Annotated in this window: 20 protein-coding genes; 10 read left to right on the forward strand and 10 right to left on the reverse strand. The window is 72.7% G+C overall.

Annotated elements, in window-relative coordinates; genetic code table 11:
- Nucleotides 1–35 precede the first annotated feature (35 nt).
- The 6 genes from Sco07f_RS01195 to Sco07f_RS01220 all read right to left on the reverse strand — a co-directional run bounded on the left by Sco07f_RS01195 (nucleotide 36) and on the right by Sco07f_RS01220 (nucleotide 7,804).
- The gene (locus Sco07f_RS01195; protein ID WP_167467982.1) at nucleotides 36–896 is read right to left on the reverse strand and encodes a siderophore-interacting protein; all 861 of its coding nucleotides are present in this window, start codon (nucleotides 894–896) and stop codon (nucleotides 36–38) included.
- A 29-nt stretch (nucleotides 897–925) separates the two neighbouring features.
- Nucleotides 926–1,978 carry a siderophore-binding protein DesE gene (gene desE, locus Sco07f_RS01200; protein ID WP_007450003.1) on the reverse strand — a complete coding sequence of 351 codons (1,053 nt, stop codon included), beginning with the start codon at nucleotides 1,976–1,978 and terminating at the stop codon, nucleotides 926–928.
- Between the two features lie 127 nt (nucleotides 1,979–2,105).
- Entirely contained in the window at nucleotides 2,106–3,266 is a 1,161-nt protein-coding gene (locus Sco07f_RS01205; protein WP_108987059.1) for an acyl-CoA dehydrogenase family protein, read from the reverse strand.
- 5 nt (nucleotides 3,267–3,271) lie between these two features.
- Nucleotides 3,272–4,225: a hydroxymethylglutaryl-CoA lyase gene (locus Sco07f_RS01210; protein ID WP_007450001.1), complete on the reverse strand. Its 954-nt coding sequence runs from the start codon at nucleotides 4,223–4,225 to the stop codon at nucleotides 3,272–3,274.
- Entirely contained in the window at nucleotides 4,222–6,162 is a 1,941-nt protein-coding gene (locus Sco07f_RS01215) for an acetyl/propionyl/methylcrotonyl-CoA carboxylase subunit alpha (RefSeq protein WP_108986695.1), read from the reverse strand. The genes Sco07f_RS01210 and Sco07f_RS01215 overlap by 4 nt, the downstream gene beginning before the upstream one ends.
- Before the next feature lie 25 nt (nucleotides 6,163–6,187).
- The gene (locus Sco07f_RS01220; protein WP_054100280.1) at nucleotides 6,188–7,804 is read right to left on the reverse strand and encodes a carboxyl transferase domain-containing protein; all 1,617 of its coding nucleotides are present in this window, start codon (nucleotides 7,802–7,804) and stop codon (nucleotides 6,188–6,190) included.
- A 97-nt stretch (nucleotides 7,805–7,901) separates the two neighbouring features.
- On the opposite strand from Sco07f_RS01220, the gene Sco07f_RS01225 reads away from it, so the two are divergent.
- From Sco07f_RS01225 to Sco07f_RS01240, 4 genes are all read left to right on the forward strand, one after another.
- Nucleotides 7,902–8,528 carry an SACE_7040 family transcriptional regulator gene (locus tag Sco07f_RS01225; protein ID WP_054100281.1) on the forward strand — a complete coding sequence of 209 codons (627 nt, stop codon included), beginning with the start codon at nucleotides 7,902–7,904 and terminating at the stop codon, nucleotides 8,526–8,528.
- Between the two features lie 127 nt (nucleotides 8,529–8,655).
- Complete coding sequence (locus Sco07f_RS01230) at nucleotides 8,656–9,813, forward strand: acyl-CoA dehydrogenase family protein (RefSeq protein ID WP_054100282.1); 1,158 nt, start codon at nucleotides 8,656–8,658, stop codon at nucleotides 9,811–9,813.
- 10 nt (nucleotides 9,814–9,823) lie between these two features.
- Nucleotides 9,824–10,696 (forward strand): acyl-CoA thioesterase, encoded by an 873-nt coding sequence (locus Sco07f_RS01235; protein ID WP_007449782.1) that lies wholly within the window; start codon nucleotides 9,824–9,826, stop codon nucleotides 10,694–10,696.
- Between the two features lie 5 nt (nucleotides 10,697–10,701).
- On the forward strand, nucleotides 10,702–11,682 hold the full coding sequence (locus Sco07f_RS01240) for a cation diffusion facilitator family transporter (protein WP_087790867.1): 981 nt from the start codon (nucleotides 10,702–10,704) through the stop codon (nucleotides 11,680–11,682).
- 209 nt (nucleotides 11,683–11,891) lie between these two features.
- Here the strand turns inward: Sco07f_RS01240 and Sco07f_RS01250 are convergent, their stop codons facing one another.
- Together Sco07f_RS01250 and Sco07f_RS01255 are read right to left on the reverse strand one after the other, a co-directional pair.
- A complete protein-coding gene (locus Sco07f_RS01250) occupies nucleotides 11,892–12,680 on the reverse strand; it encodes a phosphatase (protein WP_007449799.1) in 789 nt (262 codons plus the stop codon).
- Between the two features lie 61 nt (nucleotides 12,681–12,741).
- Nucleotides 12,742–14,280, reverse strand: a complete 1,539-nt coding sequence (locus Sco07f_RS01255; protein WP_108986696.1) for a PucR family transcriptional regulator — start codon at nucleotides 14,278–14,280, stop codon at nucleotides 12,742–12,744.
- A gap of 178 nt (nucleotides 14,281–14,458) precedes the next feature.
- Between Sco07f_RS01255 and Sco07f_RS01260 the strand changes: the two genes are divergently transcribed.
- From Sco07f_RS01260 to Sco07f_RS01280, 5 genes are all read left to right on the forward strand, one after another.
- On the forward strand, nucleotides 14,459–15,958 hold the full coding sequence (locus Sco07f_RS01260; protein WP_108986697.1) for a sodium:solute symporter family protein: 1,500 nt from the start codon (nucleotides 14,459–14,461) through the stop codon (nucleotides 15,956–15,958).
- Nucleotides 15,959–16,011: 53 nt separating this feature from the next.
- Nucleotides 16,012–16,980, forward strand: a complete 969-nt coding sequence (speB, locus tag Sco07f_RS01265) for an agmatinase (RefSeq protein ID WP_108986698.1) — start codon at nucleotides 16,012–16,014, stop codon at nucleotides 16,978–16,980.
- Entirely contained in the window at nucleotides 16,977–18,665 is a 1,689-nt protein-coding gene (locus Sco07f_RS01270) for a thiamine pyrophosphate-binding protein (protein WP_108986699.1), read from the forward strand. Before speB ends, Sco07f_RS01270 begins: the two co-directional genes overlap by 4 nt.
- 129 nt (nucleotides 18,666–18,794) lie before the next feature.
- Nucleotides 18,795–19,649, forward strand: a complete 855-nt coding sequence (locus Sco07f_RS01275) for a hypothetical protein (RefSeq protein WP_159106916.1) — start codon at nucleotides 18,795–18,797, stop codon at nucleotides 19,647–19,649.
- Nucleotides 19,650–19,710: 61 nt separating this feature from the next.
- Nucleotides 19,711–20,337, forward strand: coding sequence for a class F sortase (locus tag Sco07f_RS01280; RefSeq protein ID WP_108986701.1), 627 nt, complete (start codon nucleotides 19,711–19,713; stop codon nucleotides 20,335–20,337).
- Nucleotides 20,338–20,373: 36 nt separating this feature from the next.
- On the opposite strand, the gene Sco07f_RS01285 is transcribed toward Sco07f_RS01280, so the two are convergent.
- Together Sco07f_RS01285 and Sco07f_RS01290 are read right to left on the reverse strand one after the other, a co-directional pair.
- A complete protein-coding gene (locus Sco07f_RS01285) occupies nucleotides 20,374–21,186 on the reverse strand; it encodes an endonuclease I family protein (RefSeq protein ID WP_108986702.1) in 813 nt (270 codons plus the stop codon).
- A 180-nt stretch (nucleotides 21,187–21,366) separates the two neighbouring features.
- The gene (locus Sco07f_RS01290; RefSeq protein ID WP_087790875.1) at nucleotides 21,367–21,741 is read right to left on the reverse strand and encodes a hypothetical protein; all 375 of its coding nucleotides are present in this window, start codon (nucleotides 21,739–21,741) and stop codon (nucleotides 21,367–21,369) included.
- A 90-nt stretch (nucleotides 21,742–21,831) separates the two neighbouring features.
- Between Sco07f_RS01290 and Sco07f_RS01295 the strand changes: the two genes are divergently transcribed.
- Nucleotides 21,832–22,869 carry an esterase-like activity of phytase family protein gene (locus tag Sco07f_RS01295; protein ID WP_108986703.1) on the forward strand — a complete coding sequence of 346 codons (1,038 nt, stop codon included), beginning with the start codon at nucleotides 21,832–21,834 and terminating at the stop codon, nucleotides 22,867–22,869.
- The last annotated feature ends 8 nt before the right edge of the window (nucleotides 22,870–22,877 follow it).

Genomic DNA, 22,877 nt, shown 5'->3' on the forward strand with positions numbered 1-22,877 from the left:
ACCACCGTCACTGCGGCCCCCGCAGGGCGCAAACGTCAGCCCTGCTCGCGCAGTTGCTCCTCCGTCAGGCCCCGGCGCCAGTAACCGACGAAGGTGACGCGCCGGCGGTCGACGCCGCGCTCGCCCACGAAGTGCCGCCGCAACTGCTTGACGCGGCCGGACTCACCCGCGAGCCAGACGTAGGGGTGCCCGGCGGTCGGGAGCCGGGCGTCGCGGAGGGCGGCGAGGGTGGCCTCGGGGCCGCCGTCGGCGTCCCCGACCAGCCAGGTGACCTCGGCGTCCGCGGCCGTCCCGACGTCCTGCACGTCGCCGGCGTGCGGCACCTCCAGCCAGACCCGGGCGCGGGTGCCGGCCGGCAGTGCCTCCAGGGCGGCGCAGGCGGCGGGTACGGCGGTCTCGTCGGCCCAGATCACCACCAGGTCGGTGTCCCCGGGCGGCCGGAAGCGGATCGCCCGGTTGTCCGCGACCGCCGGGCCGAGGATCAGCACGCGGTCGCCCGGGGCGGCGCCGGCGGCCCAGCGGGCGGCGGGACCGGCCTGCACCCCCGACCCCGGTTCGAGGCCGTGCAGCACGAAGTCGACGTCGATCTCGGCGGTGTGTCCCTCGCCGTCCCGGCGCAGCGCCCGCAGCGTGTAGGAGCGCATCACCGCCCGTACGTCCTCCGGCAGTTCGCGCCAGCCCTGCCACCAGCCCTCGCCCAGCTCGACCGGCACCGCGGGCTCCGCCTGCCCCGGGTGCGGCAGGAACAGCGACAGCGACTGGTCGAGGCCGTCGGAGCGGAAGGCCCGCAGGTCGGGCCCCGCGAAGGTGACCCGGGTCAGGGACGGGCCGAGCCGCCGCGTCCGTACGACCTGGAGGGAGAAGAAACGGAACGGGGCGGCCACGGCCGTCGTCATGGAGGGCTCCGGGGGAGAAAGGGGGAGGGTCAGCCGACCTTCTTGGCGTTCTCGATCGCCTCGGCCAGGTTGTCGAGGAGCGGCGTGCACTTGTCGTAGGACAGGATCGGCTCGGGGGAGCGGGCGATGACCTGGCCGGCCTTGACCGCGGGGAGCTTCTTCCAGGTGCCCTCGGTGATGTCCGCGGGCTGGATGGTCGAGGCGCGGTCGTCCATGATGATGACGTCGGCCGGGTACTTGTCGACGTTCTCCCAGCTCAGGGACTCGAACCAGCCGCCGGTCGCCTTCTTGGCCGCCTCGGAGGGCTCCACGAAGTTCACGCCGAGCGCCTTGAAGTACTCCAGGTCCACCGAGAGGTTGGTGCCGGAGACGTAGAACAGGTCGGGGCTCGCGGAGCCGGCCAGCACCCGGATCTCGGGCCGGGCCTTGGCGGCGGCGCGCAGCCGGGCGGCGGCCTTGTCGAAGGCGGCCTTGGCGTCGGTGACCTTCTTGGCCTTCATGTCCGCGCCGAGCGACTCGGCCAGCTCCCACATGCGCTGGAGCGGCTGCGTGAGCTGGCGGTCGAAGACCGAGATCGCGACGCTCGGGGCGAGCTTGGCGATCTTGTCCTTCGACTCCTCCGGGACGGACCACAGGGTGCCCGCGGTGTCGAAGGTGGTCGTGATGAGCACCTGGGGGGCGAGGGAGGCGTACTTCTCGACGTTGAGCTTGCCCCACTCGTTGCCGAGGACGGTGACCTTGTCCACGTCGAGGTCGCCGGCCTGCACGTCGGGCTTGCCGTCCTTGGTGGTGGTCGGGCCGAAGACGCCCTTGACCTGGACGCCGTAGTCGAAGAGGGCGGCGGCGACACCGGTGAAGGCGACGATGCTCGTCGGCACCTCGTCCAGCTTCACGGTCGTGCCGCGGTCGTCCTTGAAGGACCACGGGCCGGACTTGGCGGCGCCGCCGCCCGTCGCGTCGCCCGAGCCACCGCTCTTGCCGTCGTCGTCCCCGCAGGCCGCGAGCACGGCGCCGAGGCCGAGGGCGCCGCCGGCGGCGAGGATTCCGCGGCGGGTCGGGTGGGTAGCGCTGGCGTTGGACATGGTGGTGGCTGCCTTCGAACGGTGCGGAGCGTCGTGCCCTGCGGGACAATTCGAAGGTAGGTTAGCCTAACCTCAGGTCTTGTCCAGGGGCGGGGCCCGCGGGACCCCGCCCCCGGCCGTCCGGGTCTCAGCCCGTGAGCCCCAACTCCCGTGCGATCAGCATCCGCTGGACCTCACTGGTGCCCTCGCCGATCTCCAGGATCTTCGAGTCCCGCCACATGCGGGCCACCGGGTACTCGTTCATGAAGCCGTAGCCGCCGTGGATCTGCGTGGCGTCCCGGGCGTTGTCCACCGCGACCGTCGACGAGTACAGCTTCGCCACCGCCGCCTCCTTCTTGAACGGCTCGCCCGCCACCAGCCGCGAGGCCGCGTCCCGCCAGGCGAGACGGGCCGTGTGGGCCTTCACCTCCATGTCGGCGATCTTGAACTGGATGGCCTGGTTGGCGCCGATGGGCCTGCCGAAGGCGTGACGTTCCTTCGCGTAGGCGACCGACTCGTCCACACAGCCCTGCGCGAGCCCCGTGCCCAGCGCGGCGATCGCGACCCGGCCCTCGTCCAGGATCCGCAGGAACTGCGCGTAACCGCGCCCCGGCTCGCCCAGCAGGTTCGCCGCCGGGACCCGGACGTCGGCGAAGGACAGCTCACGGGTGTCCGAGGCGTTCCAGCCGACCTTCGAGTACGGGGCGGCCACCGTGAAGCCCGGCGTGCCCGACGGCACGATGATCGACGAGATCAGGGGCCGCCCGTCGGGCTTGCGGCCCGTGACCGCCGTGACCGTCACCAGGCCCGTGATGTCCGTGCCGGAGTTGGTGATGAAGCACTTGGAGCCGTTGACGACCCACTCGTTCGTCGCCTCGTCCAGGCGGGCCGTGGTGCGGGTCGCACCCGCGTCGCTGCCGCCGTCCGGCTCCGTGAGGCCGAACGCGCCCAGGATCTCGCCCGAGCACAGCCGGGGCAGCCACTCGCGCTTCTGCTCCTCGGTGCCGAACAGGTGCAGCGGCATCGCGCCCAGCGAGACGCCCGCCTCCAGGGTGATCGCCACCGACGAGTCGACCCGGGCCAGCTCCTCCAGGGCGATGCCGAGGGCGAAGTAGTCGCCGCCCATGCCGCCGTACTCCTCCGGGAACGGCAGCCCGAACAGGCCCATGCGGCCCATCTCGCGGACGATCTCGTACGGGAACTCGTGCCGCTCGTAGAAGTCGCCGATCTTCGGCGCCACCACGTCGTGCGCGAACTCCTCGACCGTGCGGCGCAGTTCTTCCAGTTCGGGGGAGAGCTTGTGGTCCATGCTGTTCACGACTCCTGGTGGGAGAGGGCTCGAACGGTGCGGGACGGACTGGGCCGGCCCAGGTGGGCGGCCATCCAGACGCTTGTGGCGACGAGACGGCCGAGGTCGACCCCGGTGTCGATGCCGAGGCCGCGCAGCATCCACACGAGGTCTTCGGTGGCGAGGTTGCCGGTGGCGGACTTCGCGTACGGGCAGCCGCCGAGCCCGCCGGCCGAGGCGTCGACCGTGGTGACGCCCTGCTGGAGCGCGGCCAGCGTGTTGGCCAGGGCCTGGCCGTAGGTGTCGTGGAAGTGCACGCCCAGCGCGGACACCGGCACGCCCGCCCCGGTCAGCGCGGTGAGCAGGGCCGTCACATGGCCCGGGGTGGCCACCCCGATGGTGTCGCCGAGGCTCAGCTCGTCGCAGCCCATGTCCAGCAGGGCCCGGCAGACCCGGACCACCTGGGGGACGGGGACGGCCCCCTCCCACGGGTCGCCGAAGCACATCGAGAGGTAGCCCCGTACGCGGACGTCGTCGCCCTGCGCCTTCGCCCGCGTCACCACCGGCTCGAACATGGCCAGCGCCTCGTCCACCGTGCGGTTGAGGTTGGCCCTGGCGAAGGACTCCGTGGCGCTGGCGAACACCGCGACGCGGCGCGCGCCGAGGGCGAGGGCCCGGTCCAGGCCCCGTTCGTTGGGCACCAGCACCGGCAGCTCGACGGGCAGGTCCGCCACCGCCGGGTACAGCTCCTCCGCGTCCGCCAGCTGGGGGACCCACTTGGGGTGGACGAAGCTCGTCGCCTCGATCGTGGTCAGGCCCGTGCCGGCCAGGCGGCGGATGAACTCCGCCTTGACGGCCGTCGGCACGGTCGCCTTCTCGTTCTGGAGCCCGTCGCGCGCGCCGACCTCGTGGATACGGACGCGGGCGGGCAGGCCCTCGGCCGGTACGGCCATGGGCAGGTCCGGTTCCGGGGTGTTCATGCCGTCTCCTCCGCCGTGTCGTCGGTAGGCGCGACGACCGCGAGTACCTGGTCCATGGCGACCGTCGTGCCCGGCGCCACGTCCAGCTCGGCGACGGTGCCCGCGTGCGGGGCGGAGATGACGTGCTCCATCTTCATCGCCTCCACCACCAGCAGGCTCTGCCCGGCGCTCACCTCGTCGCCGACGGCGACCTTCACGACCGTCACCGTGCCCGGCATCGGCGCGGTCAGCGAGTCGGCGCCCGCGTGGGCGGACCGGTTGAGGGAGGCGGCGACCGGGTCGTGGTCCCGCACGTGCCAGGCGTCGCCGTCGCGGCCGAGCCAGTCGGCGGCGCGGTGGAAGGTGTGCCGGACGCCGTCCAGGGTGACGGTCACCCGGTCCCCGGTGACGGTGTGGGTGCCGCGCGGGGTGTGTTCGACCGGGTCGGTGACCCGCAGGTGGAAGGCCGCCGCCTTCGGCTCGCCGCCCATCCGCCAGCCGCTCGGCACCGAGAACGGGTCCGTCCAGCCGTCCCCGCGCGGACGCAGCGCGTCCAGCCGTACGGCCGCCGCCGCCTCGTACACCGCCTCCGGTACGTCGGTGGCGACCAGACCGTCGACCTCCCGCTCCACCAGCCCCGTGTCCAGCTCGCCCGCCACCACCGCCGGGTGCGCGAGCAGCCGCCGCAGGAACCCGGCGTTGGTCTGCACGCCCAGGGTGACCGTCCCGGCGAGCGCCGCCCGGAGCCTGCGCAGCGCGGTCTCCCGGTCGGGGCCGTACGCGATCACCTTGGACAGCATCGGGTCGTACAGGCTGCCGACCTCGGTGCCCTCGCTGAGCCCCGAGTCGGTGCGCACGCCGTCGCCCTCGGGCTCGCGCAGCCGCAGCACCGTGCCGCCGGAGGGGAGGAAGCCGCGCGCCGGGTCCTCCGCGCACAGCCGGGCCTCGATCGCGTGGCCGGTCAGCCGTACGTCCTCCTGCGCGAAGCCGAGCCGCTCGCCGGCCGCCACCCGCAGCTGCCACTCCACCAGGTCGAGGCCGGTCACCAGCTCGGTCACCGGGTGCTCCACCTGGAGACGGGTGTTCATCTCCATGAAGTAGTACTGCGAGGGGTCGCCGCCCGGCACGATGAACTCCACCGTGCCCGCGCCCCGGTAGCCGCAGGAGCGGGCCGCCTGCACGGCCGCCTCGCCCATCGCCGCCCGCGTCGCCTCGTCGAGGAGGACGCTCGGCGCCTCCTCGATCACCTTCTGGTGGCGGCGCTGGAGCGAGCACTCGCGCTCGCCCAGGTGCACGACGTTCCCGTGGCCGTCGGCCAGCACCTGGATCTCGATGTGCCGGGGACGGTCGATCCACCGCTCCACCAGCAGGGTGTCGTCGCCGAATGAGGCGCGGGCCTCGCGGCGCGCGGCGGCGATCTCGTCGGCCAGCACCGCCTCGTCCCGCACCAGCCGCATGCCCTTGCCGCCGCCGCCCGCGGAGGGCTTCAGCAGCACCGGCATCCCGATCTCGCGTGCCGCCCCGGCCAGCTGCTCGTCGGTGAGCCCGCTGCCGCTGGAGCCGGGGACGACCGGCACCCCGGCCGCCTTCACCGTCTCCTTGGCGCGGATCTTGTCGCCCATCAGGGCGATCGCGTCGGCGGACGGTCCGATGAAGGCCAGCCCCGCCTCCTCGCAGGCCCGCGCGAAGCCGGCGTTCTCGGCGAGGAAGCCGTACCCGGGGTGGACGGCCTGCGCACCCGTCCGTGCCGCCGCCTCCAGCAGCCGCTCCACGGAGAGGTAGCTCTCCGTCGCGGGCGCCGGGCCGATCCGTACCGCCTCGTCGGCCTCCCGCACGTGCCGCGCGTCCGCGTCGGCGTCGGAGAAGACCGCCACCGAGCGCACGCCCATCGCGCGCAGGGTCCGGACGACGCGGACGGCGATCTCGCCCCGGTTGGCGACCAGTACCGTGTCGAACATCAAGCTCCCCATCGAAGTCCCCTCCTCACATCCGGAAGACGCCGAACTGGGGCTCGCCCAGCGGCGCGTTGGCACACGCGGTCAGGGCCAGGCCCAACACCTGCCGGGTGTCGGCGGGCTCGATGACGCCGTCGTCCCACAGGCGGGCGGTCGCGTAGTAGGCGTTGCCCTGGTGCTCGTACTGCGCCCGGATCGGCGCCTTGAAGGACTCCTCCTCCTGGGCCGGCCACTCCTCCCCGCGCCCCTCCAGCTGGTCCCGCTTGACCGTGGCCAGCACGGACGCGGCCTGCTCGCCGCCCATCACGGAGATCTTGGCGTTGGGCCACATCCACAGGAAGCGCGGCGAGTACGCCCGCCCGCACATCGAGTAGTTGCCCGCGCCGTACGAGCCGCCGACGACGACCGTCAGCTTCGGCACGCGCGTGCACGCCACCGCCGTCACCATCTTGGCGCCGTGCTTGGCGATACCGCCCGCCTCGTAGTCCCGGCCCACCATGAACCCGGAGATGTTCTGGAGGAACACCAGCGGGATGCCGCGCTGGTCGCACAGCTCGATGAAGTGGGCGCCCTTCTGGGCGGACTCGGAGAACAGGATGCCGTTGTTGGCGACGATGCCCACCGGGTGGCCGTGGATGCGGGCGAAGCCGGTGACCAGGGTCTGCCCGTACTCGGACTTGAACTCGGCGAAGCGGGAGCCGTCCACCACGCGCGCGATGACCTCGCGGACGTCGTAGGGGGTGCGCGAGTCGACCGGCACCGCGCCGTACAGCCCCTGCGGGTCCACCTTCGGCTCGACGGCGGCCTCCACGCCCCAGGGGAGCGTGCCGCGCTCCGGCAGGGTGGAGACGATCTGCCGGACGATGCGCAGGGCGTGCGGGTCGTCCTCGGCGAGGTGGTCGGTCACGCCGGACACGCGCGAGTGGACCTCGCCGCCGCCCAGCTCCTCCGCGGTGACCACCTCACCGGTGGCGGCCTTCACCAGCGGCGGGCCGCCCAGGAAGATCGTGCCCTGATTGCGGACGATCACGGCCTCGTCGCTCATCGCCGGGACGTACGCGCCGCCCGCCGTGCAGGAGCCGAGGACGGCGGCGATCTGCGGGATGCCCGCGCCGGACATCCGGGCCTGGTTGTAGAAGATCCGCCCGAAGTGCTCGCGGTCCGGGAAGACCTCGTCCTGCATCGGCAGGAAGGCGCCCCCCGAGTCCACCAGGTAGAGGCACGGCAGCCGGTTCTCCAGCGCCACCTCCTGCGCCCGCAGGTGCTTCTTCACGGTCATCGGGTAGTACGTGCCGCCCTTGACGGTGGCGTCGTTCGCCACGATCACGCACTCCCGGCCGCTGACCCGGCCGATCCCGGCGATGACGCCGGCGGCCGGGGCCGCTCCGTCGTAGAGCCCGTCGGCCGCGAGCGGCGCCAGCTCCAGGAACGGCGAGCCCGGGTCGAGCAGTGTGTCCACGCGGTCGCGCGGCAGCAGCTTGCCGCGCGCGGTGTGCCGGGCCCGCGCCCGCTCGCCGCCGCCCAGCCGGGCCGCCGCGAGCTTGGCGCGCAGTTCCTGAACGAGGACGCCGTGCGCCTCCTCGTTGGCCCGAAAGGCCTCCGCGGCGGGGTCTGCCGCCGTCGTCAGCTCCGGTGCCTCTTGCATCCTGCGGTCCCCTCACCCAGTGATCGACCAGTTAATGAGCGTTAACGCATTTCCCTCAGGTTAACGACCGCTAACCTCCCTGTCTAGAATCGACTTCATGGCCACCAGAACCGACGCCCCCACCCGCCGTGAGCAGATCCTCAAGGAGGCCGCCCGGCTCTTCGCCGAGCGCGGCTTCCACGGGGTCGGCGTCGACGAGATAGGCGCCGCGGTCGGCATCAGCGGCCCCGGTCTCTACCGTCACTTCCCCGGCAAGGACGCGATGCTCGCCGAGCTGCTGGTCGGGATCAGCGACTCGCTGCTGACCGGGGCGAAGCTGCGGCTGGCGGAGGCGGACGGGGCGGCCGGGTCCCGGGCGGGCGCCGGCGCGACGGGACCCGAGGCGGTCCTCGACTCGCTCATCGAGGGGCACATCGACTTCGCGCTCGACGATCGCCCGCTCATCACCCTGCACGACCGCGAGCTGGACCGCCTGCGGGACGCCGACCGCAAGATGGTGCGGCAGTTGCAGCGGCAGTACGTCGAGCTGTGGGTGGGGGTGCTCCGGGAGGTCTACCCGGCGCTCGCCGAGCCCGCCGCCCGCTCCGCCGTCCACTCCGTCTTCGGCCTCCTGAACTCCACCCCCCACCTGGGCCGCCCCGGCTCCGTGCCCGGCCGCGCGGTGACGGCGTCCCTGCTGCACCGGATGGCCCGGGGGGCGTTCGCGGCGGTGGGGGAGGCGTAGCGGGCCCCCTCCGGGGGCGGGGGAGTGACGAGGGTTACCCGCGTCCCGGTCTGGACGCCCCTCCCTACCCGCCGGTACGGTTGAGTCTGAGCAAGCGCTTAGATATTCGTACCCTGGAGGTGGCGCGGTGCGCCGTACGGTGTTCAACGAGGACCACGAGGCGTTCCGGGAGACCCTGCGCGCCTTCATCGAGGCCGAGGTCGTCCCCGTCTACGACGACTGGTTCGCCGCCGGCCAGGCGCCGCGCGAGTTCTACTACAAGCTCGGCGAGCTGGGCATCTTCGGCATCAACGTGCCCGAGGAGTTCGGCGGCGCCGGCATGGACAGCCACAAGTTCGAGGCCGTCCTGTACGAGGAGACCGCCCGCGCCGGCGTCCAGTTCGGCGGCTCCGGCGTCCACGTGCTGCTCGCCCTGCCCTACATCAACATGCTGGCCACCGACGAGCAGAAGAAGCGCTACCTGCCGAAGTTCGTCACCGGCGAGGAGATGTGGGCCATCGCGATGACGGAGCCCGGCACCGGCTCCGACCTCGCGGGCATGAAGTCCACCGCCAAGCTCTCCGAGGACGGCACCCACTACGTCCTCAACGGCGCCAAGACCTTCATCACCGGCGGCGTGCACGCCGACAAGGTCATCGTCTGCGCCCGCACCGACGCGCCCACCGCCGAGGACCGCCGCCACGGCATCTCGCTGTTCGCCGTGGACACCAAGTCCGAGGGCTACTCGGTGGGCCGCAAGCTCGACAAGCTGGGCCTGCGCACCTCCGACACCGCCGAGCTGGCCTTCGTCGACGTCAAGGTCCCCGTCGAGGACCTGCTCGGCGAGGAGAACAAGGGCTTCTCCTACCTCGGCCACAACCTGGCCTCCGAGCGCTGGGGCATCGCCTTCGGCGCCTACGCGCAGGCCAAGGCCGCCGTCCGGTTCGCCAAGCAGTACGTGCAGGACCGCACCGTCTTCGGCAAGCCGGTCGCCCACTTCCAGAACACCAAGTTCGAGCTGGCCGCCTGCCAGGCCGAGGTGGACGCCGCCGAGGCCGTCGTCGACCGCGCCACCGAGGCCCTGGACGCCGGGGAACTCACCCCCGCCGAGGCCGCGTCGGCCAAGCTGTTCTGCACCGAGGTCGCCCACCGCGTCATCGACCGCTGCCTCCAGCTGCACGGCGGCTACGGGTACATGAACGAGTACCCGATCGCCCGCCTGTACGCGGACAACCGCGTCAACCGCATCTACGGCGGCACCAGCGAGATCATGAAGTCGATCATCGCGAAGAACATGGGCCTGTAGACCACAGGTCATGAGCGAAGCACTCCAGTCCCTCCTCGACCTGCTCGACCTCGAGCGGATCGAGGAGGACATCTACCGCGGCCGCTCCCGGTCCGCCGTCGTCCCCCGGGTCTTCGGCGGGCAGGTGGCGGCCCAGGCCATGGTCGCCGCCGGCCGCACGGTCCCCGAGGACCGGCACGCGCACTCCCTGCACGCGTACTTCCTGCGCCCCGGCGACCCCGGTGCCCCCATCGTCTACAACGTCGACCGGCTGCGCGACGGCCGCTCCTTCACCACCCGCCGCGTCGTCGCCGTCCAGCACGGCAAGCCGATCTTCACCCTGTCGGCGTCCTTCCAGACGTACGAGGAGGGCCTGGACCACCAGGCCCCGATGCCGCCCGCACCGGACCCGGCGACCCTCCCCACCGGGGAGGAACGGCTGCGCGGCTACCCGCACCTGCCCGCCGAGACGGTGGAGCGCTTCCTGGAGGCGCGGGCCGCCGTCGACCTGCGCTACGTCGACGACCCGCCCTTCGGCGACTTCGGCACCCCGCGCGAACCGCACTCCCAGGTGTGGTTCCGCACCAACGGCAAGCTCGCGGACGACCCGCTGCTGCACGTCGTCCTCGCCACCTACGTCTCCGACATGACCCTGCTCGACTCGGTCCTGCTCGCGCACGGCCGCGGCGGCTGGGCCGTCGGCGACGTCGTCGGCGCCTCGCTGGACCACGCCATGTGGTTCCACCGGCCCTTCCGCGCCGACGAATGGCTGCTGTACGACCAGCAGTCGCCGTCCGCGTCCGGCGGCCGGGGCCTCGGCCAGGCCCGCATCCACACCCAGGACGGGCGGCTCGCCGTCTCCGTCGTCCAGGAAGGCGTGGTCCGCGTCCCTCGGGAACACTGAGGGGCATGGCGGACACAGGGGACACGGCCGGGGCGAAGAAGAACGGCGACAGCACCTTCACGGTGCTCGTCGCCGCCTTCGCCAATCTGGGCATCGCCGTCGCCAAGGCGGTGGCCGGCGTGATCAGCGGCTCCAGCGCCATGCTCTCCGAGGCCGCGCACTCGGTCGCCGACACCGTCACCGAGGTCCTGCTGCTGACCTCGCTGAAACGCAGCGTCCGCCCCGCCGACGAGGACCATCCCCTCGGCCACGGCCCCGAGCGCTACATCTGGGCGCTGCTCGCCGCCGTCGCCACCTTCGTCGGCGGCGCCGTCTTCTCCCTCTACGACGGCATCCACACCCTCACCCACGGCGAGGACCTCGGCGACCCGCTGGTGTCGTACATCGTCCTGGCCGTCGCCTTCGTCCTGGAGGGCTACTCGCTGCGCACCGGCCTCAGGCAGGTCCGCGGCGAGGCCGCCCACCACCGGGTGTCCTTCGGCCGCTATCTGCGCCGCACCCCCGACACCGCCGTCAAGGCCGTCGTCATGGAGGACTCCGCCGCGCTGGCCGGCCTGCTGCTGGCCGCGGGCGGACTGCTCGGCGGACAGCTCACCGGCTCCGGCGTCTGGGACGCCGTGGCCTCGCTGTGCATCGGCGCGCTGCTGCTGTACGTCGCCTGGGTGCTGGGCCGCTCCAACGCCGAGTTCCTCGTCGGCCGCCCCCTGTCGCGCACCGTCCGGGACCGGATCCGGGCGGAACTGGTCGCCGTCGAGCACATCGAGGCCGTACTGGAGCTGACCACCCTCGTGCAGGGGCCGAGTGAGGCCCTGGTCGCCGCCAAGGTCGACTTCCGGGACGTGTCGACGGCGGCGCAGATCGAGTGGGCCTGCGAGCGGGCCGAGCAGCGGCTGCGCGAGGAGTTCCCGATCGTGCGCCGGGTCTACCTGGACCCGACGCCGGGCTTCGCGCAGCGCCGCTCGGAGGGCCTCAACCCCTGGCCCTAGGGGGTGTCGTTTGGATCAGGTCGGCTCCAGGCGACGGTGCCTCGTGGCCGGCCCGAGCGGGGTCTGGTGCGTGCAGCTGCAAGGCGGAGGAGGGCGACAGGGCGGAGCCCTGGCAACCGACGACAACGCCGCAGATGTGCGTGCCAGACCCCGCGACCCCGGCAAGATCCAAACGACACCCCCTAGCGGGGGCCGGTCACCTCGGCGGGCTACTTCAGCCCCGCCTCCGTCAGCAGGTACGCCGTCATCGGGTCGTAGTAGCGCGGGCTGACCACGTGGTCGTCCAGCGGCACCGCCACCTGGAGGGTGCCCTCGGACTCGGCGAGGAAGAGGGCCGGGTCGTTGCAGTCCGCGTAGCCGACCGAGTCCACGCCGTGCTGGGCGGCGTACCCGGCCCAGCCGTGGTCGGCGACCACCAGGTCGGGCAGCGGGCGGCCCTCGCGCTCCAGGCCGGTCAGGATCGCCTTCATCGGCTCGCCCGAGTGGGTGTGCCACAGCGAGGCCCCGTGCTCGAGCACCGAGACGTCCGCGAACTGCTGGACGTACCCCTCCTCCGTGGTCAGCCCCTCCGGGATCACGACGATCTCGCAGCCCGCGTCCCGCAGCGCGGCGGCCGTGGCGCGGTGCACGTCGAGCAGACCGCCGGGGTGTCCGGTCGCGAACAGCACCCGCTGCCCGCCGTCGGCCGCCTTGCGCAGCCGCCCCGCCATGCGCTCCAGCGCGGAGACGGTCAGCTCGGGGTCGATGGTGTCCTGGCCGTAGCGGTGCTCGGGGTCGTCGTTGACGCCGACGCGCTCCGCCATCACCGCGAGCACGTCCTGCTCGTCGCTCCAGCGGTCGCCCAGCTCCAGACCGAGCCAGAACCCCCGGTCGCCGTTGGCCAGCTTCCGGTAGTGGGAGAGGTTGTTCTCGCGGGGAGTGGCGACGTCACCCGCGATACGGGTTCTGACGAGGTGCTCGGCGAGTTCGGCGCGGCTGGGTGTCCCGGGTATCGGCATGGCTCCATTGTGTAGCAGCCGCCCGTGGGCGTCTTCGGCATGCCACCCGCTGGGACGCGGGTCACCCCCGCAGGTGCCGCAGCGCGAACCACAGTTCCATCCGCACGTCCGGGTCGTCGAGGTCGGTCCCCAGCAGGGCGGCGCAGCGGGCGACGCGCTGGCGGACGGTGTTGCGGTGCACGGACAGGGCGACGGCCGTGCGGTCCCAGCTGCCGTGCAGGGAGAGCCAGGCGCGCAGCGTCTCGGCGAGCGCCGGAACGGTGCCGAGCGGCGCGAGCAGGGCCCGCGCGTGTGCTGCGGCCTCGCCGGGCGGCACCAGGTCGGCGAAGGCCGGCCGTTCGGCGTGCCGGACCAGCGGGGCCCGGGTGGCCCTGGCCCGCGCCAGGGCCCGCGCCGCCTGGGCGTCGGCGGCCGGCCACTCGGCGGGGGCCACGGGGGTGCTCACGCCGATCGTCCAGCCGGGCTGGGCGGCGGGTGCCGGCGGGGCCGCGCCCGCCTGGCTCCGCGGACCGGCGGGCACCAGGACCCGTACGACGTCCTCCGCCGCGTCGACCAGGGGGGAGCCGAGGGCCGCTCCCAGGGCCGAGGCGGAGACCGCGTCGGAGGTGCCGGTGTCCCGGCGGGCGTGCACGACGTGCCAGCGGGTGACGCCGTCCTCGTCCTCCGCGCCGCCGAGCAGCGGGGCGACCTCCTCGCGCCGGGCGCCCAGCAGCAGCCGTACCAGGGCCGAGGAGCGGGCCGCGCCCGTGCCGCTCTGGTGCTCGCCGGTGAGCAGGGAGAGCAGCACCGCGGCGATCGACGCGACGGTGTGGTCCCCGGACCCCCGGTGCGGGGCGGCGACCCCGAGGACGAAGCCCCGCCCGGTACCGAGGGCGTACGCGGTGAGCCTGGTCCCGGCGGCCGTGTCCGTGGCGGTGCTGGAGGTGTGCCCGGTGACGAACCGGGCCAGCTCCGCCAGCGCCCGCCGCACATCTGCCCCGGGCTCCCGCCCCGCCGCGGCGATCTCGGTGCCCTCCGGCCCGTACAGCACCGCCCGCCCCTCCAGCCGGCCGGCCAGCCGGCGCAGCACCGACGGCACCGGGTCGGGACGGGAGGCCGCGGCGGCCAGGCCCTGCTGGGCCTCCGTGATCCGGCGCAGCTCGGCCATCCTGGCCTGCGCCATCAGCTGCCACACCGCCCGGGCCACGCCCGAGAACGTCGTCCGCGGCTCCACCTCCACCAGCGGCAGCCCGTACGCCTCGCAGGCCGCGACCAGCCCCGCCGGCACCGTGTCGTGCACCGGCGCCACCCCGAAGCCGAGGGCGGCGCCGCCCGCCGCCACGATCCGGGCGACGTAGTCGTCGAAGTACGAGGACCCGGCGCCCGCCGCTTCCGGAATGTGCACGCCCGCCGTCAGCAGCAGCTCGCCGCCCAGCAGGTACGGGTAGGGGTCGGACATCTCCGAGGTGTGCGCCCCGTGGATCGTGACGTCCGCCGCCGGGGGCCCGGTGATCTGGCGCAGCCCCAGGTCGTCCCGGGCCAGCAGGGCCGCCAGCGGGACCGGGGGAGTGGGCGGCAGAGAGGGGGCGACCGATTCCCGCACGATGGACGATTCCTCCACTCAAGTGGCTCCTGGTGGATGAAACGTACACTTCGCAGTCGCCTTCCAGCCACCTAATGTCAAGCCGAACCGGAATCCACACCGGCAGCCGCGGGTACGGGCGGATGTCCCCGCGCAGCGCCACCGGACAACCCCGTCGCACGACACGCCACCGAGAGTGCGCGAAGGAGGGCCCCACATGGCCGTCGACTACATCGTGATCGTCGTCTATCTCGCCGGCATGCTGGCCATGGGCTGGTGGGGCATGCGCCGCGCCAAGTCCAAGAGCGAGTTCCTCGTCGCCGGACGCCGCCTCGGCCCCGGCATGTACTCCGGCACCATGGCGGCCATCGTCCTCGGCGGCGCGTCCACCATCGGCGGCGTCGGCCTCGGCTACCAGTACGGCCTCTCCGGCGCCTGGATGGTCGTCACCATCGGCCTCGGCATCCTCGCGCTGTCCGTCTTCTTCTCCGCGCGCATCGCCCGCCTCAAGGTCTACACCGTCTCCGAGATGCTCGACCTGCGCTACGGCGGCCGGGCCGGCCTCATCTCCGGCGTCGTCATGTGGGCGTACACCCTGATGCTGGCCGTCACCTCCACCATCGCCTACGCCACGATCTTCGACGTCCTCTTCGACGTGAACCGCACCCTCGCGATCGTCCTCGGCGGCTCCATCGTCGTCGCCTACTCCACGCTCGGCGGCATGTGGTCCATCACGCTCACCGACATGGTGCAGTTCGTGGTGAAGACCATCGGTGTGCTGCTCCTGCTGCTGCCCATCGCGGTCGTCAAGGCCGGCGGTTTCGGCGAGATGAAGGCGCAGCTCCCGACCGAGTACTTCGACCCGCTGGGCATCGGCGGCGAGACCATCTTCACCTACGTGCTGATCTACACCTTCGGCATGCTCATCGGGCAGGACATCTGGCAGCGGGTCTTCACCGCGGGCAGCGACCGCACCGCCAAGTGGGGCGGCACCGTCGCCGGCACCTACTGCCTCGTCTACGCCGTCGCCGGCGCGGTCATCGGCACGGCCGCCAAGGTGCTCTACCCGAGGCTCGCGAGCCCCGACGACGCCTTCGCCACCATCGTCAAGGACGAGCTGCCGGTCGGCGTGCGCGGACTGGTGCTGGCCGCCGCCCTGGCCGCCGTGATGTCCACCTCCTCCGGCGCCCTCATCGCCTGCGCCACGGTCGCCAACAACGACATCTGGTCCCGGCTGCGCGGCGCGGTCCGGGGTCCGCGGGGCGGGGACGGGCACGACGGGGACGGGCACGACGAGGACGGGCACGACGAGGTGAAGGGCAACCGCGCCTTCATCCTGGCCATGGGCGTCGCCGTGATCCTCATCGCCATCGCCCTCAACGACGTCGTCGAGGCCCTCACCGTCGCCTACAACCTCCTCGTCGGCGGTCTCCTCGTCCCCATCCTCGGCGGGCTGCTGTGGAAGCGCGGCACCGCGCAGGGCGCCCTCGCCGCCGTCGCCGTCGGCGGACTCGCCGTCGTCGGCCTGATGGCGGCCTACGGCATCCTCGCCAACGAGCCCGTCTACTACGGCCTCCTGGCCTCCCTCGCCGTCTACGTCGCCGTCTCCCTGGCGACCCGCCCCACCGACGAGGCGACCCTCACCGCCTGGCGCGAACGCCTCGCCGGCCGGGCCCCCGAACCCCAGTCCGAACCGGCCGTCCCGACTCCCCAGTAGAGTCGGACGGCAGTAGTACATACGCGACGAAGCGTAAGAAGGAAAGGCAGTACATGAGCAGCAACGAGACGCCCCGCGGTCCCGTGGACTCGTCCCGGATCCCGCGCTACGCCGGACCGGCGACCTTCGCCCGGCTCCCGCGCCTGGACGAGGTCGCAGCCGCCGACGTCGCCGTGGTGGGCGTGCCGTTCGACTCGGGCGTCTCGTACCGCCCCGGTGCCCGCTTCGGCGGCAACGCCATCCGCGAGGCCTCCCGCCTGCTGCGCCCCTACAACCCGGCCCAGGACGCCTCCCCCTTCGCCCTCGCCCAGGTCGCCGACGGCGGCGACATAGCCGTCAACCCCTTCAACATCAACGAGGCCGTCGAGACGATCGAGGCCGCCGCCGACGACCTCCTCGGCACCGGCGCCCGGCTGATGACCCTGGGCGGCGACCACACCATCGCCCTGCCGCTGCTGCGCTCGGTCGCCAGGAAGCACGGCCCGGTCGCCCTGCTCCACTTCGACGCCCACCTGGACACCTGGGACACCTACTTCGGCGCCGAGTACACGCACGGCACCCCCTTCCGGCGTGCCGTCGAGGAGGGCATCCTCGACACCTCCGCCCTCTCCCACGTCGGCACCCGCGGCCCGCTGTACGGCAAGCAGGACCTCACCGACGACGAGAAGATGGGCTTCGGCATCGTGACGTCGGCGGACGTCTACCGCCGCGGCGCCGACGAGGTGGCCGACCAGCTCAGGCAGCGCATCGGGGACCGCCCGCTGTACATCTCCATCGACATCGACTGCCTCGACCCCGCCCACGCCCCCGGCACCGGCACCCCCGAGGCCGGCGGCATGACCTCCCGCGAGCTGCTGGAGATCCTGCGCGGCCTGGCCTCCTGCAACCTGGTCTCCGCCGACGTCGTCGAGGTCGCCCCGGCCTACGACCACGCCGAGATCACCTCCGTCGCGGCGTCCCACACCGCGTACGAACTGACCACCATCATGTCCCGCCAGATCGCAGAGGCCCGCGCGAAGTGACCCACGACCACGACCTGGTACTCCGTCCGACCGCCGCGCAGACGGAGGCCGCGCTGAATCCTCCCCCCGGCCGCAACGGCGGAGACCTGGTCGTGGAGACCCTGGCCGGGCTCGGCGCGACCACCGTCTTCGGCCTGCCCGGCCAGCACGCCCTCGGCATGTTCGACGCCCTGCGCCGCTCCGACCTGCGCTACGTCGGGCTGCGGGTCGAGAACAACGCCGGTTTCGCCGCCGACGCCTACGGCCGGATCACCGGCGAGGCCGCCCCGCTGCTCCTGTCGACCGGCCCGGGAGCCCTCACCTCCCTCGCCGCGCTCCAGGAGGCCCGGGCGGCCTCCGCCCCCGTCCTCGCGATCAGCAGCCAGGTCCCGACGGCGGGCCTCGGCGGCGGACGCCACGGCTACCTGCACGAACTCCCCGACCAGGCGGCCTCCTTCCGGGGCGTCGTGAAGTCCGTGCACATCGTCCGCACCCAGTCCCAGATCCCCTCCGCGATCGCCGAGGCGTGGACGTCGGCGCTGACCGTCCCGCACGGCCCGGTGTGGGTGGAGATCCCGCAGGACGTCCTCCTGGCCGGGACGCCGATCCCGGTCGTGACCGGCGGCGACACCTTCCCCGAGGAACTGCCCCCGCGCCCCGAACTGACGGCGGTGGCGGCGGACCTGCTGGCGCGCGCCGAGCGCCCGGCGATCGTCGCGGGCGGGGGAGTGGTCCGGGCGGACGCGTCGAAGAAGCTCCGGCAGCTCGCGGAACGCCTCCGGGCCCCCGTCGTCACGACCTTCGGCGGCAAGGGCGCCTTCCCCTGGACGCACCCGCTCTCCCTCCAGTCCTGGCTGGAGGACCGCCACACCACGGACTTCCTGGAGGACGCCGACGTCCTCCTCGTGATCGGCTCGGGTCTCGGCGAACTCTCCTCGAACTACCACACCTTCAAGCCGCGCGGCCGGGTGATCCAGATCGAGGCCGACCTCGGCAAGCTGGAGTCCAACCACCCCGCCCTCGGCATCCACGCCGACGCCCGCCTCGCCCTCCAGGCACTGCTGGAGACGGTGGAGGAGCCGCGCACGGACCCGACCGCCCCGGAACGCGTCCGCGAGGTCCTGGACCGGGTCCGCGCACGCATCGCCTCCCAGGAACTCACCCTGGAACAGGACGTACTGGCCGCCGTCCGCAAGGCCCTGCCGTCCCGCGCCCCCTCCTTCTGGGACATGACCATCCTGGCCTACTGGGCATGGTCGGCCTTCGACCCCGGGGCCCCGAACACCATGCACTCCGCCCAGGGCGCCGGCGGCCTCGGTTACGCCTTCCCGGCGGCCCTGGGCGCCGCGGCGGCCGACCCCACCCAGCCGGTCCTCGCGGTCTCCGGCGACGGCGGCGCCCTGTACTCCGTCGCCGAACTGGCCACCGCCCGCCAGTACGATCTGAACGTCACCTGGCTCATCGTCGACGACGGCGGCTACGGCATCCTGCGCGAGTACATGACCGACGCCTTCGGCGAACCCACGGCGACGGAACTGACCCGCCCCGACTACGTCGCCCTGGCCGAGTCGTTCGGCGTGCCGGGCGTACGGACGTCACCGGAGACGCTGGCGGCCGACCTGGCCAAGGCCCTGGCCGCACCGGGGCCCTCGGTGGTCGTCCTCCCGGCGGTGCTGCGGATGTTCGCGCCGACGCATTCGGGCTGACGGCACGTCACGGGCCCACTGCCGGGCCGCGCGTGGCCTGTGACAGTCCTGTGACGCGGAGCACACGGTTCCACCGGTCGGTGATTTATAGCGTCAAGACATCACGTAGACCGGAAAGGCTGTCCTTCCTTGCAGAAGACCGTTGTGCCCACTTTTGCTGCTTCCTCCCCGTCCTCCTCCTACCGCCGGCGCGTGCTGCGCGGAGCCGTCGGCGCCGTCGCGGTGACCGGCATGGTCCTGGCCTCCGCGATGACCGCCGTTGCCGACTCCTCTCCCACGCCGACCCCGACGCCCTCGGTGACCGACGGCGGCTCGCCCGGTCAGGGCCCGGTGACGCCGGTCACCTCGCCGACCCCGACGCCCTCCGTCACCGACGGCGGTTCGGACGGTCAGGGCCCGGTGACGCCCGTGACCTCGCCGACCCCGACGCCCTCGGTCACCGACGGCGGTTCGGACGGCCAGGGTCCGGTGACGCCGGTCCGCTGCGTGGTGACGAAGACCCAGAACATAGGCGCCGGCACCGCCGCGGTCCTGTCGATCGGCCCGTCCGGCCCGTCCGTCCGCTTCAAGGGCGCGGGCGAGGACGGCTACCTGCCGGGCCTGTTCCTGGACCGTACGCACCCGAAGCTCCCCGCGAGCGCCGGCTTCCTCGCCGAGATCCTGGGGCCCAACAGCAGCCACCCGCAGCTGCGGACGAACATGGAGGGCGGCGGCCACCCGGCGTCGGTCACCTCGTTCCCGTCCCTGCCGGAGGGGTGCAGCTTCACCTACCGGACCGACGAGTCGGGCCGGTCGGGCACGTCGGAGCAGGGCGGCACCGTCCAGACGTCCGTCGTTCCCAAGGGCGGTGTCGCGGCGGGCTACGAGGCGTCGGACGGCGGCGACTCGTCGCTCGTGGCGATCGGCGGAGCCGCCGCGGCCGCCGGTGCCGCCGGTCTGGGCTTCGTCGCGCTGCGCCGCCGCCGGTCGGCCGCCACGCGCTGAAGAGCACGACCCGAGCCCTGGTCCGGTCCCCCGGGCCAGGGCCTTCCCAGGAGACCCGACCATGCGCCTGACCGCCGGACGCCGACTGGCCACGGCCCTGCTCGTCCTGCCCTTCGCCGCGGCCCTCGCCGGCTGCGCGGGCGACGGGCACGCGGCCACCCCGCCCCCGCACATCACCCCGTCCGCCACCGCGCCCGCCGCCCCCGCCCCGAGCGGGACGACCGTCCCGGCCGCGATGCCCGCCTCCGCGCCCGTGCGGGTCACCATCCCCGCCGCCGGGGTCGACACCGCACCCCTGCTCCGGCTCGGCCTGAACGACGACGGCACCATCGAGGTCCCCTCCGTCCCCCAGGCCGACCGCATCGGCTGGTACGAGAAGGGCGTCACCCCCGGTGAGACCGGCCCCGCCGTCCTCGTCGGCCACTTCGACACCGTGAACGGCCCGGCGGTGATGAGGAACGTGGGGAGGATCAAACCCGGTGACACGATCGACGTCACCCGCGAGGACGGCACCCGGGCGGTCTTCGCCGTCACCGCGCTGGAACAGGTCGACAAGGACGCCTTCCCCACCGACAAGGTCTACGGCAGGACCGACCGCCCCGAGCTGCGCCTGATCACCTGCGGCGGCGAGATCACCGACGGCCACCGCCCGGACAACATCATCGTCTACGCCGGCCTCGTGGGCTGAGCGCCTACCGGATCGACCGCCTACCGGATCGACCGCCTACCAGATCGACTCCACCCACTCCGGGTGGTCGACGAACGGGTTGCGGTTGTGCTGGTAGTCGTCATAGATGACCTGGTTGCGGTGCTCCTCGAAGGCGTCCGGCGGGTCCTCCTCGTTCCACGCCTTCAGCACCGAGAGCTTGCCGATGTACGGGTTGCTGCCGTTGTCGACCTGGCCGTTGACCTCCAGGTCGGCGAAGCCGTCGCCGCCCTCGTAGCGGACCGCCATGTAGAAGATCATGCGGGCCACGTCGCCCTTGACGGCGTCGCGGGGTTCGAAGGAGTCCGAGTCGGTGAGGCTGCCGCCGCCCTCGCTGACCGCGCTGCCGCCGTTGTCGAAGTCCTTGTTGCCCCGGACGCTGTTGACCCGGACGTCCGACGGGCGCAGGTGGTGGATGTCCGTGCCGGGTCCGGTCGAGGTGCCGAAGTCGCCGTGGGACTTGGCCCACACGTGCTCGCGGTTCCAGTCGCCGGTGTCGCCGCCGTTGAGCGACTTGCTGCGGGAGACGCCCGAGTAGAGCAGGATCACGTTCCCGCTGTTGTCCGGGTCCTCGTCGGTGGCCTTGAGGGCGTCCCAGACCTCCGAGTACGACAGCTTCGTCTGGTCGCTGATGATGGTGTGGAGGGACGACTTGAGGCTCGTGCCCGTCTTGCCTATCGCGTCCTCGTAGTACGTCGAGTCGTAGTCCGTGTTCGTCGTCGTGGTCGCCGTGGCCGGGCTCGCCGTCAGGGAGGGTGCGGCGAGTCCGGCCAGTACGGCGACCGCGGCGAGGGTCGCCGCCTTCCGGCGGCGGGTGCGTATCGCGAGCATGTGGGGTGTCCGATCTACGCGTGTGGAGTCCTGCGGTAGATCGAGCGTGACATGGACATGTAGGAGGTGGGGTGTACGGGGCGTGTCGATTGCGTGACGGTGGCCGCACGCCGGCTCGGTCCGCGCCCGTGCACCGCGTCACGGCGAGCCGGGGGCGCGTGCCCGCGCCCGGCGCGGCGGTCAGTCGAGCAGCTTGGGCAGAGCCTCCTTGAGGATCCCGAGCTGGTCCCGGTATCCCGCGTTGAACTCGGCCAGTTCGCGCTCGCCGAGGTTGTGCTCGATGGCGCCCTGCCGCAACGGCACCACCGAGGGCATCGCGCCGAACACCTCGGCCATCGCCTTCGCGTGCCGGCCCTTCTGGACGGCGGTCACCAGGTTCTCGAAGAGATCGAGCTTCAGAGCCTGGATCCGTTGCCGTGGACTGTCCTTGTCCTTGAACTCGTCCCGCAGGGTCGGCTTGACGCCACTGCCGGGATCCGCGATGAACTTCAGCACCCGCAGAGTGGCGTACAGGCGCCCGGCCAACTTCTCGCCGCTTTCCTTCTGATCTGGCATGAAGCATTACTTGCCGTCCCGACGCCCCCGCATCCCAGCTTTCGTAAAGCGGTCAACTTCCGTCCATTTCCCCGCCCTAGAGTGACCGGCATGCGCCCGAGAACCCTCCGTACCGTCCTCGCCGCCCTCACCGCGAGCCTCGCGGCGGCCGGCTGCCTGACCGCCGCCGGACCGGCCGCCGCGCAGGGGAGGCACCCGGCGGCGAACGCCTGCTCGCCCTCCGTCTCCCTCACCGGCTTCTCCGACGCCCTCGACAAGACGACGTACGACGGCACGTACGTCGGCAACCTCTCCGCCCTTGCCCGGGACCGTCGGGGCACGGTCGCCGCCCTCTCCGACCGCTCCTCCCTCTTCCGGCTGGACGCGCGCACCCTGGAACCGCGCGGCGTGATCCCGCTCACCGACGAGGACGGCGCCGCGCTCGACGCCGAGGGCCTGGTCGCCGACATCCCCCACTCTCGGCTTCGCTCGAGCGGGGGGACCCCCACCGGCACCTACCTCGTCTCCTCCGAGACCGAGCCGTCCGTGCGCCGCTACTCCCGCACCGGCGAACCGCTCGGCCGCCTGCCCGTGCCGGACGACCTCCGCACCGCCCCGGACGGCCGCGCACGGGTGAACGGCAGCTTCGAGGGGCTCACCCTCCTGCCCGGCGGCCGGACCCTGCTCGCCTCGATGGAGTATCCGCTCGCCGGCGACCCCGCCGACCTGGTCCGTTTCCAGACCTGGCAGCGCACGCGGCACGGCGACTTCCGGCTCGGGGCCCGGTACACCTACCGGACCGGCCCCGGACTCGGCGTCTCCGAGGTCACCGCGACCCCCGACGGGCGCCTCCTCGTCCTGGAGCGCGGCTTCACCTCCGGCGTCGGCAACACCGTCCGCCTCCACCTGGCCGACCGGCCCGGACGCGGCGGCACCGTGCTCCGCAAGCGGCTCCTCGCCGACCTCGCAGACTGCCCCTCCCTCGGCGCCACGGCCGAGCAGCCCCAGCCCAACCCGCTCCTCGACAACTTCGAGGGGATGGCGGTGACCGGCCGCTCCGAGGGCCGCCTGGAGGTTCTGATCGTCAGCGACGACAACCGGAACGACGTACAGACCACCCGCTTCCTCCGGCTGCGCGTCCGGGCCTGATCCCCCGG

This window comes from Streptomyces coelicoflavus (assembly GCF_003112555.1).
GTDB lineage: Bacteria > Actinomycetota > Actinomycetes > Streptomycetales > Streptomycetaceae > Streptomyces > Streptomyces coelicoflavus.